The 15,748-nt window shown below is 66.7% G+C and carries 14 protein-coding genes; 13 read left to right on the top strand and 1 reads right to left on the bottom strand.

The window, feature by feature from the left end; genetic code table 11:
* The first annotated feature begins 41 nt into the window (after positions 1-41).
* Complete coding sequence (gene dnaJ, locus DELCS14_RS06945) at positions 42-1,184, top strand: molecular chaperone DnaJ (RefSeq protein ID WP_013801020.1); 1,143 nt, start codon at positions 42-44, stop codon at positions 1,182-1,184.
* Between the two features lie 69 nt (positions 1,185-1,253).
* Here dnaJ and DELCS14_RS06940 read toward each other — a convergent pair whose 3' ends face one another.
* The gene (locus DELCS14_RS06940; RefSeq protein WP_043795783.1) at positions 1,254-2,465 is read right to left on the bottom strand and encodes a tetratricopeptide repeat protein; all 1,212 of its coding nucleotides are present in this window, start codon (positions 2,463-2,465) and stop codon (positions 1,254-1,256) included.
* 292 nt (positions 2,466-2,757) lie between these two features.
* On the opposite strand from DELCS14_RS06940, the gene DELCS14_RS06935 reads away from it, so the two are divergent.
* The 12 genes from DELCS14_RS06935 to trpA all read left to right on the top strand — a co-directional run bounded on the left by DELCS14_RS06935 (position 2,758) and on the right by trpA (position 15,717).
* Complete coding sequence (locus DELCS14_RS06935) at positions 2,758-3,702, top strand: LysR substrate-binding domain-containing protein (protein WP_012207033.1); 945 nt, start codon at positions 2,758-2,760, stop codon at positions 3,700-3,702.
* Between the two features lie 63 nt (positions 3,703-3,765).
* A complete protein-coding gene (gene leuC / locus DELCS14_RS06930) occupies positions 3,766-5,187 on the top strand; it encodes a 3-isopropylmalate dehydratase large subunit (RefSeq protein WP_013801018.1) in 1,422 nt (473 codons plus the stop codon).
* 31 nt (positions 5,188-5,218) lie between these two features.
* Positions 5,219-5,344, top strand: coding sequence for an entericidin A/B family lipoprotein (locus tag DELCS14_RS06925; RefSeq protein ID WP_012207035.1), 126 nt, complete (start codon positions 5,219-5,221; stop codon positions 5,342-5,344).
* A 20-nt stretch (positions 5,345-5,364) separates the two neighbouring features.
* Positions 5,365-6,018 carry a 3-isopropylmalate dehydratase small subunit gene (gene leuD, locus DELCS14_RS06920; RefSeq protein WP_012207036.1) on the top strand — a complete coding sequence of 218 codons (654 nt, stop codon included), beginning with the start codon at positions 5,365-5,367 and terminating at the stop codon, positions 6,016-6,018.
* 96 nt (positions 6,019-6,114) lie between these two features.
* Positions 6,115-7,185, top strand: a complete 1,071-nt coding sequence (leuB, locus tag DELCS14_RS06915; protein ID WP_012207037.1) for a 3-isopropylmalate dehydrogenase — start codon at positions 6,115-6,117, stop codon at positions 7,183-7,185.
* A 28-nt stretch (positions 7,186-7,213) separates the two neighbouring features.
* Positions 7,214-7,474 carry a hypothetical protein gene (locus DELCS14_RS30395; RefSeq protein WP_157158241.1) on the top strand — a complete coding sequence of 87 codons (261 nt, stop codon included), beginning with the start codon at positions 7,214-7,216 and terminating at the stop codon, positions 7,472-7,474.
* Between the two features lie 99 nt (positions 7,475-7,573).
* Positions 7,574-8,686, top strand: a complete 1,113-nt coding sequence (gene asd, locus DELCS14_RS06910) for an aspartate-semialdehyde dehydrogenase (protein ID WP_013801017.1) — start codon at positions 7,574-7,576, stop codon at positions 8,684-8,686.
* Between the two features lie 367 nt (positions 8,687-9,053).
* Positions 9,054-11,960: a FimV/HubP family polar landmark protein gene (locus DELCS14_RS06905; protein WP_172642947.1), complete on the top strand. Its 2,907-nt coding sequence runs from the start codon at positions 9,054-9,056 to the stop codon at positions 11,958-11,960.
* Between the two features lie 113 nt (positions 11,961-12,073).
* Positions 12,074-12,922: a tRNA pseudouridine(38-40) synthase TruA gene (gene truA / locus DELCS14_RS06900; protein WP_013801015.1), complete on the top strand. Its 849-nt coding sequence runs from the start codon at positions 12,074-12,076 to the stop codon at positions 12,920-12,922.
* A gap of 32 nt (positions 12,923-12,954) precedes the next feature.
* A complete protein-coding gene (locus DELCS14_RS06895; protein WP_013801014.1) occupies positions 12,955-13,677 on the top strand; it encodes a phosphoribosylanthranilate isomerase in 723 nt (240 codons plus the stop codon).
* Entirely contained in the window at positions 13,655-14,911 is a 1,257-nt protein-coding gene (gene trpB / locus DELCS14_RS06890; RefSeq protein WP_012207042.1) for a tryptophan synthase subunit beta, read from the top strand. Before DELCS14_RS06895 ends, trpB begins: the two co-directional genes overlap by 23 nt.
* Positions 14,908-15,717 carry a tryptophan synthase subunit alpha gene (gene trpA / locus DELCS14_RS06885; protein ID WP_013801013.1) on the top strand — a complete coding sequence of 270 codons (810 nt, stop codon included), beginning with the start codon at positions 14,908-14,910 and terminating at the stop codon, positions 15,715-15,717. The genes trpB and trpA overlap by 4 nt, the downstream gene beginning before the upstream one ends.
* The last annotated feature ends 31 nt before the right edge of the window (positions 15,718-15,748 follow it).

Genomic DNA, 15,748 nt, shown 5'->3' with positions numbered 1-15,748 from the left:
GACGCGGCGTTCCTGTTCTCACTGACTGGCTAGCAAACACCATGTCCAAACGCGATTTTTACGAGGTCCTCGGCGTTGCCAAGAACGCCTCGGACGACGACATCAAGAAGGCTTATCGCAAGCTGGCGATGAAGTACCACCCTGACCGCAACCAGGGGGATGCCGCAAGCGGGGCGGAAGAGAAATTCAAGGAGGCCAAGGAGGCCTACGAGATGCTCTCCGACAGCAACAAGCGCGCGGCCTACGACCAGTACGGCCATGCGGGCGTGGACCCCAACCGCGGCATGGGCGGCGGCGCCGAAGGCTTTGGTGGCTTTGCCGAAGCCTTTGGCGACATCTTTGGCGACATGTTCAACCAGGGTGGCGGCAGACGCGGCGGCGCCGGTGGCGGCCGCCAGGTCTACCGCGGCAACGATCTCAGCTACGCCATGGAGATCACGCTGGAGGAAGCCGCCCACGGCAAGGATGCGCAGATCCGCATCCCCAGCTGGGATGGCTGCGACACCTGCCACGGCAGCGGAGCCAAGCCCGGCACCAGCGCCAAGACCTGCACCACCTGCAACGGCATGGGCAGCGTGCAGATGCGCCAGGGCTTCTTCAGCGTGCAGCAGACCTGCCCGCACTGCCGGGGCACGGGCAAGATCATTCCCGAGCCCTGCACCAGTTGCGGCGGCCAGGGCAAGGTCAAGCGCCAGAAGACACTGGAAGTGAAGATTCCGGCCGGCATCGACGACGGCATGCGCATCCGCTCCTCCGGCAATGGCGAACCCGGCACGAATGGTGGGCCTGCGGGCGATCTCTACATCGAGATCCGCATCAAGGACCACGACATCTTCGAGCGCGACGGCGACGACCTGCACTGCAACGTGCCCGTGAGCTTCATCACGGCGGCGCTCGGTGGCGAGATCGAGGTCCCCACCCTGTCGGGCAAGGCGGCCATCGACATCCCCGAAGGCACCCAGGCCGGCAAGCAGTTCCGCCTGCGCGGCAAGGGCATCAAGGGCGTGCGCTCCAGCTATCCCGGCGACCTTTACTGCCACATCGTGGTCGAGACGCCCGTCAAGCTGACCGAGTACCAGCGCAAGCTGCTGCGCGAGCTGGAGGAATCGCTCAAGAAGGGCGGCGCCAAGCATTCGCCCAGCGGCGAGAGCTGGACCGACAGGCTCAAGAGCTTCTTCAGCTGATGCAGCACTGAGCCCCCAACAAAAACGCCTCTTCCGAGGCGTTTTTCATTGGTGCATGCTCAACAGGACTCAGGGAGCGGGTTTGGCCTTCCAGGCCGCCGCCTGGCGCTCGGTGCGTGCACGCTCGGCCGCGCTCAGCGGCTGGGCCATGCTGTCACGCTTGGCGGCCAGCGAGTTGTCCCTGCCCGCCGCCAGCAGCATCCAGAAATAGGCCTGGGACGGGCTGCGCTCCACGCCCTTGCCCGACGCATAAAGGCTGGCGAGATTGGACTGCGCCAGCGCGTCGCCCTGCTGGGCGGCACGCTCCAGCCAGCGCGCGGCCTGCTCGTCGCTGGCGGGCACGCCCTGGCCATTGGCATACAGCACGCCCAGGTTGGACTGGGCTGCGGCATTGCCCTGCTCGGCCGCCTTCTCCAGCCAGTGGGCGGCCTGCGCCATGTCGCGATCGACCACGCCACCTTCGGCATAGAGCATGCCGGCATTGAATTGCGCATCGGCATGGCCCTGGCCTGCCGCCGCCACAAACCAGCGCAGCGCCTGCGCCACGTCCTCGGCCACGCCCCGGCCCGTGGCATACATCACGCCCAGGCTGTACTGACCGGCCGCTTCACCTTGCTCGGCCGAGCGCTGGAACCACTGCACGGCCTGCGCGGGGTCCTTGGCGGCTCCGCGCCCCTCGGCCAGCATCAGGCCCAGGTTGTTCTGGGCCACGGCATCGCCCTGCTCGGCAGCCTTGCGATACCACTGCACGGCCTGGGCATCGTCACGCGCCACGCCACGGCCATTCGCATACATCAACCCCAGGTCGGACTGGGCTGGCGCATAGCCCTGCTGCGCAGACCTCTCATACCACTGGGCCGCCGTCTCGGCACTCAGGGCAACGCCCTGGCCGCGCTTGTACAGCGAACCCAGCGCGTACTGGGCGCTGGCCTCGCCCTGCTCGGCATGCTGGTGCAGCGCTGCAACCTCGGCCGCACTCAGACCGGGCTCGCCCTTGGGGGCATGGCCCACTGCGGCTGCGGCAGTTCCGGCCGCAACGGCACCTGCCGCCACGCCAGCGGCGGCGGCCTTGGCCGGCGCATTGCGGGTTGGAGAGGGCGCCGACTTGCCCCCGGTCTTGACGGCGGCCTTGCCCGCTGGCCTGGCTGCCGCTTTGGCTGCAGGTCTGGCTGCAGGTTTGGCCGGTGCCTTCGCACCGCTCTTGGCCGTGTTCTTCGCTGGTGGCTGCGGCTTGGCAGACGCCGGGACGGCCATGCAGGACAGGGCTGCGGCCAGCAGCAATGACAGGCCTGCAGGCAGGGCTCGCAGGCCCGTCGGGTATCGATCGTTCATATGCTCTTATTTTTGCAGCAATCCATGCAGGCGACTGGCGCAAAGATTGACAAATTCTTTCAGTATGCAACCAGCGTTCCGACAGGAAAGGCTGCTCGCAGCCATCGCCAGGAGGCATGACCCCCATCTCCATGAAATCGCGCGACATCACCAAAGACATCGCGCTTGAAGATGACAGATCGATGACTTGTGCGAGAAAATCCATCCAGCTTCTCCTAATGAGAAGCCTGAACCCCACCACATGAAGAATTCAGAGCGCAGTTTTGCACGGCGCATAGACCTTACCTCCCTGCAGCTGTTCGTGGCTGTCTGCGAACTTGGCAGTATCGGCCGCGCGGCCGAGCGTGAGTTCATTGCAGCCTCGGCGGTGAGCAAGCGCCTGTCCGATCTCGAAGCCACGGTGGACACAGCCCTGCTGTACCGACACAGCCGTGGCGTGACCTTGACGCCGGCCGGTGAAAGCCTGCTGCACCATGCCCGCAACGTGCTGTACGGCCTGGAGCGCATGCAGGGCGAGCTGTCCGAGTACGCCGATGGCGTGCGCGGCCATGTGCGCATCCACGCCAACATGTCTGCCATCGTGCAGTTCCTGCCGGAAGACCTGGGCGTGTTTGCGCGCAAGCACGGCCAGGTCAAGATCGACCTGCAGGAGCAGCTCAGCCCCGCCGTACTGGCTGCCGTACAGGAAGGCACGGCCGACATCGGCATCTGCTCCATGGCATACATGCCGCTGGGCAATGGCCAGGCCACTCCCGTACTGCAGCACCGCCCCTACCGCGAGGATCGCCTGGTCGTCGTGGTGCCCGAGCAGCACGCGCTGGCGCACAGCGACAGCGTGGCCTTTGCCGATGTGCTCGAATGGGACATCGTCAGCCTGCAGGCCGGCTCCTCCATCAGCCTGGCCATGCGCGCGGCCGCCGCACAGGCGGGGCATGCGCTGCACCAGCGCATCCAGGTCACCAGCCTGGATGCCATGTGCCGCATGATCGACAACGGCCTGGGCGTGGGACTGATCCCCGACCGCGCCTTCGAGCTCATGCACGGCGTGGGCCATCTGCGCGCACTGGAGCTCAGCGACGACTGGGCTCGGCGCGAGCTGAGCATCGTGGCGCGTGACTTCGACGCGCTACCCGTCACGGCCCGCCTGCTGGTCGAGCACCTGAGCCCGCCGGCCAGCGCATCCTGAAGGCCACTTGGCCGCTGGATGCCCCCAAAAATTTCCCCACGACACCAACCATTCGAGAACGCCATGGGACGCACCCTCTACGACAAGATCTTCGACGAGCACGTCATCCACACCGAGGATGACGGCACCGCCGTCCTCTACATCGACCGCCACCTGGTGCACGAAGTCACCAGCCCCCAGGCCTTCGAAGGACTGCGCATGGCCGGCCGCAAGCTGTGGCGCATCAGCTCCGTGGTCGCCACGGCCGACCACAACACCCCCACCGACGGCTGGGAGCGCGGCTATGACGGCATTGCCGACCCGATCAGCAAGGAACAGATCACCACGCTGAACACCAACATCGGCGAGTTCGGCTCTGCGGCCTTCTTCCCCTTCATGGACAAGGGTCAGGGCATCGTCCACGTCATGGGCCCCGAGCAGGGCGCCACCCTGCCCGGCATGACCGTGGTCTGCGGCGACAGCCACACGTCCACGCATGGCGCCTTCGGCGCACTGGCCCACGGCATCGGCACGTCCGAGGTCGAGCACGTGATGGCCACCCAGACCCTGCTGGCCAAGAAGGCCAAGAACATGCTGATCAACGTCAGCGGCAAGGCGGCCCCCGGCATCACGGCCAAGGACATCGTGCTGGCCATCATCGGCAAGATCGGCACGGCCGGCGGCACGGGCTACACCATCGAGTTCGCCGGCGAAGCCATCCGTGACCTGAGCATGGAAGGCCGCATGACGGTCTGCAACATGGCCATCGAAGGCGGCGCGCGCGCAGGCCTGGTGGCTGTGGACGACAAGACCATCCAGTACGTCAAGGGCCGCCCGCTGGCCCCCACCGGCGCCGAATGGGATGCCGCCGTCTCCTACTGGAAGACGCTGCACTCCGATGCCGATGCGAAGTTCGACCGCGTGGTCGAGCTGCACGCCAGCGAGATCGTGCCTCAGGTCACCTGGGGCACCTCGCCCGAGATGGTGCTGGGCGTGGATGCCCGCGTGCCGGACCCCGACAAGGAAAAGGATGCCAGCAAGCGCGGCGCCATCGAACGCGCGTTGACCTATATGGCGCTGGAGCCCGGCAAGGCGATCGATGACATCTTCGTGGACAAGGTCTTCATCGGCTCGTGCACCAACAGCCGCATCGAAGACATGCGCGAGGCCGCCGCCGTGGTCAAGAAGCTGGGCCAGAAGGTGGCGCGCAACATCAAGCTGGCCATGGTCGTGCCCGGCTCCGGACTGGTCAAGGAACAGGCCGAGCGCGAAGGCCTGGACCAGATCTTCAAGGCGGCAGGCTTTGAATGGCGCGAGCCCGGCTGCTCCATGTGCCTGGCCATGAATGCCGACCGCCTGGAGCCCGGCGAGCGCTGCGCCTCCACCAGCAACCGCAACTTCGAAGGCCGCCAGGGCGCGGGCGGACGCACCCACCTGGTGAGCCCCGCCATGGCTGCAGCCGCCGCCATCCACGGCCACTTCGTGGACATCCGCAGGTTCTCCTGATCCGATCCCGCAACTGCCCCGCCTGCACACCATGAAGCCCTCCTTCTCGATCCTCCTGATCGGCCTGGCCTTCACCCTGGCCGCCTGCAATACCGTCAAGGGCATTGGCCAGGACGTGCAAAGCGCGGGCAGCGCCATCGAACGCGCCGCCCGCTGAACCCTGAATCCGATACAGCCATGCAACAATTCACCGTACACAAGGGCCTTGTCGCCCCCATGGACCGCGAAAACGTCGATACCGACGCCATCATTCCCAAGCAGTTCCTCAAGTCGATCAAGAAGACCGGCTTCGGCGTGAACCTGTTCGACGAATGGCGCTACCTGGACCATGGCGAGCCCGGCCAGGACCCGGCATCGCGCAAGCCCAACCCCGACTTCGTGCTCAATCAGCCGCGCTATGCGGGCGCCTCCATCCTGGTCGCACGCAAGAACTTCGGCTGCGGCTCCAGCCGCGAGCACGCGCCCTGGGCCCTGGACCAGTACGGCTTTCGCGCCATCCTGGCGCCCAGCTTTGCCGACATCTTCTTCAACAACTGCTTCAAGAACGGCCTGCTGCCCATCGTGCTGCCCGAGGCCACGATCGACATGCTGTTCAACGAGATCGCGGCCTTCCCCGGCTACGAGCTGACCATTGATCTGGATCGCCAGGTGATCGTGCGCCCGCAGGGCGAGGAGATCCCTTTCGATGTCATCGCCTTTCGCAAGTTCTGCCTGCTCAACGGCTTTGACGATATCGGCCTGACGCTGCGCCACGCCGACAAGATCCGCGCCTACGAGGCCGAGCGCCTGGCCACCAAGCCCTGGCTGGCCCACACGCTGGTGCAGCGCTGATCGATCTCCACTTGCGCGCATCAATGGGCCGCAGGCGTTGCTGAACCAGCCGCCGGCGGCCTTCCACCATCCGAACAGTCTCTCAAAAGGAACACCATGAAAATCGCAGTCTTGCCCGGTGATGGCATCGGCCCCGAAATCGTTGCGGAAGCCGTGAAGGTGCTGGGCGCCCTGGGCCTGGACTTCGACATGCAGACGGCCCCCGTGGGCGGCGCTGCCTACGAAGCTGCCGGCCACCCGTTGCCCGAATCCACGCTGAAGCTGGCCATGGAGTCCGACGCCGTGCTGTTCGGCGCCGTGGGCGACTGGAAGTACGACACGCTGGACCGCCCGCTGCGCCCCGAGCAGGCCATCCTGGGCCTGCGCAAGCACATGGGCCTGTTCGCCAACTTCCGCCCGGCCATCTGCTATGCGGAACTGACCCACGCCTCCAGCCTCAAGCCCGAGCTGGTCGCGGGCCTGGACATCCTCATCATCCGCGAGCTGACCGGCGACATCTACTTCGGCCAGCCGCGCGGCCGCCGCGTGGCCACCGACGGCCACTTCCCCGGTGCCGAGGAAGCCTTCGACACCATGCGCTACTCCAAGCCCGAGATCGAGCGCATCGCCCATGTCGCCTTCCAGGCCGCGCAAAAGCGCAGCAAGCGCGTGACCAGCGTGGACAAGGCCAACGTGCTGGAAACCTTCCAGTTCTGGAAGGACGTGGTCACCGAAGTGGGCCAGCAGTACCCCGATGTGCAACTGGACCACATGTACGTGGACAACGCCGCCATGCAGCTGGTCAAGGAACCCAAGCGCTTTGACGTGGTGGTCACGGGCAACATGTTCGGCGACATCCTGTCCGACGAAGCCTCCATGCTGACCGGCTCCATCGGCATGCTGCCCTCGGCATCGCTCAACTCCAGGGGCCAGGGCCTGTACGAGCCCAGCCACGGCTCGGCCCCCGACATCGCCGGCAAGGGCATTGCCAATCCGCTGGCCACCATCCTGTCGGCCGCGATGATGCTGCGCTTCTCGCTGAACCAGGAAGCCGCCGCCCAGCGCATCGAAGCCGCCGTGCAAAAGGTGCTGGCCCAGGGCCTGCGCACGGCTGACATCTACAGCGAAGGCACGACCAAGGTCTCCACCCGCGAGATGGGCGATGCCGTGGTGGCCGCACTGGCCTGAATTCCATGACGGCCGCCAGCCTCCCGGCTTGCAGCTGTCCCTGTGGCGGGCAGGCACTGCCCTGCTTCGCCGCAACATGGCAAAACGTCAAAATAGACGTCCACTTTTCGCCGATTCGACGAAGATATTCATCAAAACAGACATTCTCTTTCCTGGCGTATTCGATAGAATGACGTCTCTTATGTTTGCCGCCCGCCCGTTCCTCCTGCTGAACATTGCACCCGCCGCCCTGGCTGGTGTGGCTGCGCGCGCAATCACATCCACAACCATTACGACAATCAAAGGCTGACCCAGCCCGGTTCGTCGTGCGCCCTCACCTGGCCTAGACGAGCCGGGCGACAACAGTCTTGATCAAGCACTGTTTTCACACTGAAAGGGCGTTTCAAAAATGAGCAAGCAATTGGTAGGCCTCGTCGGCTGGCGCGGCATGGTCGGCTCCGTACTGATGGACCGCATGCAGGCAGAGGGCGACTTCGACCTGATCGAGCCCGTGTTCTTCTCCACCTCCAACGCCGGCGGCAAGGCCCCGGCCATGGCGAAGACCCACACCGAGCTGCGCAATGCCAACGACATTGCCGAGCTGTCCAAGTGCGACATCATCATCACCTGCCAGGGCGGCGACTACACCAAGGAAGTCTTCCCCCAGCTGCGCGCCTCGGGCTGGAACGGCCACTGGATCGATGCCGCCTCGTCGCTGCGCATGGAAGGCGATGCCGTCATCGTGCTCGACCCCGTCAATGAAGGGCTGATCCAGTCCAAGCTCGCCGCGGGCGGCAAGAACTGGATTGGCGGCAACTGCACCAACTCCATCTTGCTGATGGGCCTGGGCGGCCTGTTCAAGGCCGGTCTCGTGGAATGGGTCAGCTCCATGACCTACCAGGCAGCCTCCGGTGGCGGCGCCAACCACATGCGCGAACTGCTCAAGGGCATGGGCGTGGTGCACGCTGCCGTGGCCGACGAACTGGCCACGCCCGCATCCGCCATCCTGGACATCGACCGCAAGGTGGCCCAGACCATCCGCACCGACGTGCCCACCGAATTCTTCGGCGCACCGCTGGCCGGTGGCCTGATCCCCTGGATCGATGCGCAGCTGGACAACGGCCAGTCCAAGGAAGAGTGGAAGGGCCAGGCCGAGGTCAACAAGATCCTGGGCACCGAGCAGACCATCCCCGTCGATGGCCTGTGCGTGCGCATCGGCGCCATGCGCTGCCACAGCCTGGCGCTGACCCTCAAGCTCAAGAAGGACCTGCCCCTGGAAGAGCTGGAAGCCATCATCAAGTCCGGCAACCCCTGGGTGAAGTGGGTTCCCAACGACCGTGCCATCACCGTCAAGGAACTGACCCCTGCCGCCATCACCGGCGGCCTGGAAGTCGGCGTGGGCCGCGTGCGCAAGCTGAACATGGGCCCCGAGTATCTGTCGGCCTTCGTGATCGGTGACCAGCTGCTGTGGGGCGCCGCCGAGCCGCTGCGCCGCATGCTGCGCATCCTGCTCGCCGCCTGAGCATCGCCGGCTTGAGCCAACACAAAAAGCGCCATGTCCCGGGCCGGGACATGGCGCTTTTTTCGGCTTTAAGCCCTGGGCAATTGGGCACAATGCCCAGGTCTCTTGTCCATTGGCTGTAGGTGGTTGCCTACAATCACCAAAGATACATTGTGTTTCTTCTCGTTGCCGTTCGACAACAACTATTGGCGTTCGCCGGCAACCAGACGCTTGTGATCCTATAGCGTGGCCGACAATGCGACCCAAGCACCTTGGTAGATGGCGTGCCATCTATCCCCGGGTAAATTTCAATTACATGTGCAAGCGCGGGCATTCCCACAATAACAATAGTGCCTGCCCAATTGCATCCACACAGGTTTGACGCTTTATGCATCGTTGGAAACTCTCTGTGCTGGCCACTGCGGCCGTCGTCTCGGTCGCACTGCCCGCCTCCGAGGCCTGGGCACTGGCTCTGGGCCGGGTGAACGTGCAATCGGCCCTGGGCGAGCCCCTGCGTGCCGAAGTCGAAATCCCCCAGATCACCGCCGCTGAAGCCGAAGGCCTGCGCGTGGGCGTGGCCTCTCCCGGCGTCTTCCGCACCCAGGGCATGGAGTACAACGCCACCGCCAGCCAGGTGCGCGTCAGCGTGCAGCGCCGCGCGGATGGCTCGGCCGTGCTGCGCCTCACAAGCACACAGCCCGTCAACGAACCCTTTGTCGATCTGGTGATCGACGCCAGCTGGGCTTCGGGCAACCTGCAGCGCAACTACACCCTGCTGCTGGATCCGCCCACCCTGCAAAAGCTCCCGCCTGCCGTGACGGCTGCAGCCCAGGCCTCGGCACCCGAGCCCGCCGCAGCGCCGCGCCGCGCAGCCCCCACCCCCTCGCAAGCTCCATCGCAAGCCGCTGCAGGCAACACCGAGGAAAGCCGCCCCGCGCCAGCAGCCGCGCGCCGTGCCGCCCCGGCAGCCCGCGAGCGCGCCGCAGCGGCTCCCGCGTCGTCCGAGGCCTCCGAAGTCCGCATCAAGGCTGGGGACACGGCAGGCCGCATCGCCGCCGCCCACCTGCCAGCCGGCGTTTCGCTGGACCAGATGCTGGTGGCCATGCTGCGCACCAATCCCAAGGTCTTCATCAACGGCAATGTGAACCGCATGCGCTCCGGCGCCGTGCTCACCGTGCCGGACGAAGCCACGGCCCAGGCCACCTCGCCGCGCGAAGCGCGCCAGATCGTTGCCGCCCAGTCCCGCGATTTCAACCAGTTCCGCCGCCAGCTGGCCAGCGCCGCGCCGGCCGCGCCCGTGGCATCGGCCAATCGTGAAGCATCGGGCAGCGTCCAGGCCCAGGTCGAGGACCGCAAGCCGTCCACCGCAGCACCCGACAAGCTCACCCTGTCCAAGGGCGCCGTCAAGGGCGTGGAGGCCGACGAGCGCCTGGCCAAGCAAAAGCAGTCGGACGACCAGGCATCGCGCACGGCCGAGTTGCAGCGCAACATGTCCGAGTTGAGCCAGATCGCCGCCGCCACCAAGCCCGCCGAAGGTGCTGCTGCAGCACCTGCCTCGGCAGCCAGCGGCACGGCAAACGGCGTGGCTGTGCCGGGCGCGCCGACCGTGCCTGCAGCGCCTGAAGCTGCAGCACCCCAGACAACTCCCGCGGCCCCGGCAGCGCCTGCCGATGCAGCTGCTGCGGCCGCTGCGCCCACCGCTGCTCCAGACGCCGCAGCCAATGCAGTCGGCTCGGCAGCGCCCGCAGCAGAAGCCGCGCCCGCCACGCCCGCTCCGGCCGAGCCGCCGAAGCCCAAGCCGGCACCCGCCCCCGTCGCGCCGATCGCCGAGCCCAGCTTCATCGATACGCTGCTGGAAGACCCCACCATCCCGCTGGCCGGTGCTGCCCTGCTGGCCCTGCTGCTGGGCTATGGCGGCTACCGCGTCATGCAGCGCCGCCGCGCCGCTGCCGCCTCCAGCGAAAGCGCCTTTGGCGACAGCCAGCTGGCAGCCGACTCCTTCTTTGGCGCCAGCGGCGGCCAACGCGTGGACACCGGCACATCGAGCCAGCTGTCCGGCACCTCCATGCATTACTCGCCCAGCCAGCTTGATGCGGGCGATGTGGACCCCGTGGCCGAGGCCGACGTCTACCTGGCCTATGGCCGCGACCTGCAGGCAGAGGAAATCCTCAAGGAAGCGCTGCGCACCGACCCCAACCGCACCGCTCTGCACCAGAAGCTGGCCGACATCTACGCCAAGCGCCATGACCGCAAGGCCTTCGAGGCCGTCGCGCAGACCCTGCATGGACTGACCCAGGGCAAGGGCGTGGACTGGCAGCGCCTGGCCGACCAGGGCCGCATCCTGGACCCGGAAAACGCCCTCTACCAGCCTGCAGGCGCCGCGCCCCTGTCTGGTGCCGCCGTTGCCGGTGGCGCCGCAGTGGCTGCTGCCGGACTGGCTGCCGCCTCGCTGGCCAGCCGCCCCCTGGACATGGATGCGCACCGCGAAGGCCCTGCCACCCTGCCCATGGACCTGGACATGGACCTCAACATGGACCTGCCCGGCGGCCTGGCCGATGCCAGCCTGCCCGCGCAGCACGCCAGCCCCCTGCCCGCACCGGCCCCCATGCCCAGCGAACAGGACTTCGCAGCGCTGGAACCCACGCTGCGCGCGCCGCTGGAAGCCACGCCCTCCGCAAAGGACGACACACCTCGCATCGAGCCCCACGTCGAGCCCCCTGTTGCATCGCTGGACATGCCCGGCTTCCAGCCCACGGCCCACGCCTCGCTGACGGACGCCCTGAACCACAGCAACGCCATGGACGGCATGCAGCCGACCGAGATGCTGTCGCTGGACATGCCCGGCACGCAGGCGTCCGACAGCTTCCCGGCCACCGAGCCCTCGCCCCTGACCAGCTCCACCACGGACGACAGCCATGCCAAGACCGAGCTGCTGTCGCTGGACGCCATGGAGTTCAACCTGGAAGGCCTGAGCACGGAGGCACCCGCCCCAACGCCGGCAACGCCCCAGGCAGGCGGCGTGCTGGAGACGGCGGCCAAGGCCAAGCCCGAACCGGCCGAGTCGCTGGAATTCGACCTTGGCAGCCTGTCCCTGGACCTGGGCAACGACACCCCTGCTGCGGCAACCCCGCCCTCGGCTCCTGAAGACCCGCTGGCCACCAAGCTGGCACTGGCCCAGGAATTCAACGCCATCGGCGACAGTGACGGAGCCCGTACACTGATCGAGGAAGTGATCGCCGAGGCCCACGGCGATCTCAAGGCCAAGGCCCAGCGCCTGCTGGCCGAGATAGATTGAAGCCCGGCGGCGCCTGCCCAGGCGCCGCACCGGTTTCGCGTGACAGGGTGGTGCAAGCCACCATGGAAAACTGACAACTTGATGCACACCCAACCCATGCCGGAGGCCTCGCAATGCGCGTAGCCCTCGGCGTCGCCTACAACGGCCAGCGCTACAGCGGCTGGCAAAGCCAGCTGTCTGGCAACACCATTCAAGACCATCTCGAAGCGGCCCTGGGCCGCTTTGCCGCTCAGGAGGTGCACACCCTCTGCGCGGGCCGCACCGATGCCGGCGTGCACGGCCTCATGCAGGTCGTCCACTTCGACACGCCGCTGGACAGGGCCCCGTTCTCCTGGGTCCGTGGCACCAACACCTTCCTGCCGCCGGACATTGCCGTGCAATGGGCCCAGCCCGTGCCCGATGCCTTCCATTCGCGCGCCTGTGCCACGGCAAGGCGCTATGCCTATGTGCTGCTGCAATCGCCCGTGCGCCCCAGCGTGGAGGCCGGGCGCGTGGGCTGGGTGTTCCATGCGCTCGATGGTGACGCCATGCAGGCCGCCGCCCAGCACCTGCTGGGCGAGCACGACTTCAGCTCGTTCCGCGCATCGGGCTGCCAGGCCAAGTCCCCCGTCAAGACGCTGCACCGCCTGTCCATCACCCGCCGCATGGCAGGCGATGGCGCCCAGATGGCCGCAGCCAGCTCCATGCGGCCCGGCGACGCGGCCATGGAATGCTGCTACTGGCGCTTCGAGTTCGAAGGCAGCGCCTTCCTCCACCACATGGTGCGCAACATCATGGGCTGCCTGATCGCCATCGGCCAGGGCGCATATGCGCCGCAGTGGATGCAGCAGGTACTGGACGCCCGTTCCCGCGATGCCGCCGCGCCCACCTTCTCGCCCGACGGCCTGTACTTTCTGGGCCCCGTATACGATCCTTCATGGGGCCTTCCTTCGCGCAGCCCGGCCTATGATTGGCTCCCTTGAACGGACAAGCCCTCCCCCATTCTTCAGCCCCCATGCAGCGCACTCGAATCAAGATCTGCGGACTCACCCGCGAACAGGACGTGGACGCCGCCGTGGCTGCGGGCACCGATGCCGTGGGTTTTGTGCTCTACGCCCCCAGTCCGCGCGCCGTGACGGTGCAGCGCGCTGCAGAACTGGCGCGGCGCCTGCCGCCCTTCGTGACCCCGGTGCTGCTGTTCGTCAATGAAAGCGCCGCCAACGTGATGGCTGCCTGCGCCGCCATCCCGGGCGCCTGCGTGCAGTTCCACGGCGACGAGTCCCCCGAGGACTGCCTTGCCGCCACATCGGGCGGCACCCGCGCCTTCCTGCGCGCCGCACGCATTCCCCTTGGTCCCGACGCCGCGCGCTTCGACCTCGTAGAATATGCCCAGCGTTACTCGAAAGCCCAGGCCATACTGCTCGACGCCCATGTCGACGGCTATGGTGGTGGCGGAAAAGCATTCAATTGGTCACTCCTTCCACCAAACGTCGCCTCTCACCTCGTTTTGTCTGGTGGACTCACGCCTGCAAACGTGACCGATGGCATCTTGCAAGTGCGCCCGCGAGGACTCTCGCTGGCCGTTGATGTCAGTTCCGGCGTCGAGGCCGATGGTCCCGACGGCAAGCCCCTCAGGGGCATCAAGGACGCCGGCAAGATACACCGATTCATCGCCGCCGTGCGCGCGGCCGATGACCAACTTTTGCAGACAAGCCATGTTCGAATACCAGTACCCTGACGCATCCGGCCACTTCGGCCGCTTCGGCGGCAGCTTTGCCAGCGAAACCCTGACACACGCTCTGACCGAGCTGCGCGACGCCTACGCCAAGTACCAGAACGACCCGGAATTCGTTGCCGAATTCCAGTCCGAGCTGGCCCACTTCGTCGGCCGTCCCTCGCCCGTCTACCACGCGGCACGCATGTCGCGCGAGATGGGCGGCGCGCAGATCTACCTCAAGCGCGAAGACCTCAACCACACGGGCGCGCACAAGATCAACAACGTGATCGGCCAGGCCATGCTCGCCCGGCGCATGGGCAAGCCCCGCATCATTGCCGAGACGGGCGCCGGCCAGCACGGCGTGGCCACGGCCACCATCTGCGCGCGCTACGGCCTCGAATGCATCGTCTACATGGGTGCCGAGGACGTGAAGCGCCAAAGCCCCAACGTCTACCGCATGCGCCTGCTGGGCGCCACCGTGGTGCCGGTGGAGTCGGGCAGCCGCACGCTCAAGGACGCGCTCAACGAGGCCATGCGCGACTGGGTGGCCAACGTGGACAACACCTTCTACATCATCGGCACCGTGGCCGGCCCCCATCCCTACCCGGCGATGGTGCGCGACTTCCAGAAGGTCATCGGCGAGGAATGCCTGACGCAGATGCCCGAATTCCTGGGCGCCGACCGCCAGCCTGATGCCGTGGTCGCCTGCGTGGGCGGCGGCAGCAATGCCATGGGCATCTTCCACCCCTACATCCCGTTCGAGAACACGCGCCTGATCGGCGTGGAGGCGGCCGGCGAAGGCCTGGACAGCGGCAAGCACTCGGCCTCGCTGCAGCGCGGCAGCAGCGGCGTGCTGCACGGCAACCGCACCTTCATCCTGCAGGACGAGAACGGCCAGATCACCGAGACGCACAGCATCAGCGCCGGCCTCGACTACCCCGGCGTCGGCCCCGAGCACGCCTGGCTGCAGGAACTGGGCCGGGCCCAGTACGTGGGCATCACCGACCAGGAGGCGCTGGACGCCTTCCACTACCTGTGCCGTACCGAAGGCATCATTCCCGCCCTGGAGTCCAGCCATGCCGTGGCCTATGCCATGCAACTGGCCAAGACCATGCGCGCCGACCAGTCCATCCTCGTGAACCTGTCCGGTCGCGGCGACAAGGACATCGGCACTGTGGCCGACCTCTCGGGCGCCGATTACTACGACCGTCCCTCCATGCGCGGGCTCACGGTCAAGGGAGGAGCAGCTCAATGAGCCGCATCACCACGACTTTCGCCAAACTCCAGGAAGAAGGCCGCAAGGCCCTGATCCCGTACATCACCGCAGGCTTCCCGTTCGCGGCCATCACGCCGTCGCTGATGCACGGCATGGTGGAGGCCGGCGCCGACGTGATCGAGCTGGGCGTGCCCTTCTCGGACCCCATGGCCGACGGCCCCACCATCCAGAAGGCAGGCGACCGCGCCATCGCCAATGGCGTGGGCCTGGTGCAGGTGCTGGCCTATGTGCGCGAGTTCCGCCAGAAGAACCAGACCACGCCCGTGGTGCTGATGGGCTACGCCAACCCGGTGGAGCGCTACGACCAGATCCACGGCAATGACCGCTTCGTGGACGATGCGGCCGAGGCCGGCGTCGATGGCCTGCTCATCGTGGACTACCCGCCCGAGGAGTGCGAGGCATTCGCCGCGCAACTGCGTGCGCGCGACATGGACCTCATCTTCCTGCTGGCGCCCACCTCCACCACCGAGCGCATGCAGCAGGTGGCGCGCGTGGCCAGCGGCTATGTCTACTACGTCTCGCTCAAGGGCGTGACCGGAGCAGGCACGCTCGACACGGCGGCCGTGGAAGCCATGCTGCCGCGCATCCGCGAGCATGTGAGCATTCCCGTGGGCGTGGGCTTCGGCATCCGCGACGCGGCCACGGCACAGGCCATTGGCCGGGTGGCCGATGCCGTGGTCATCGGCAGCCGCATCATCGAGATGCTGGACGGCCAGCCCCACGAAAAGATCGTCCCCCTGACCATCGACTTCCTGCGCGGCGTGCGCAAGGCACTCGACGCGTAGGTCGCATAATGCAGCCCTTGCATGCGGCCCG

Source organism: Delftia sp. Cs1-4, from assembly GCF_000214395.1.
Classification (GTDB): Bacteria; Pseudomonadota; Gammaproteobacteria; order Burkholderiales; family Burkholderiaceae_C; genus Comamonas; species Comamonas acidovorans.
The sequence above is the reverse complement of the archived record's forward strand: the minus strand, read 5'-3'. Positions and strand labels throughout refer to the sequence as shown.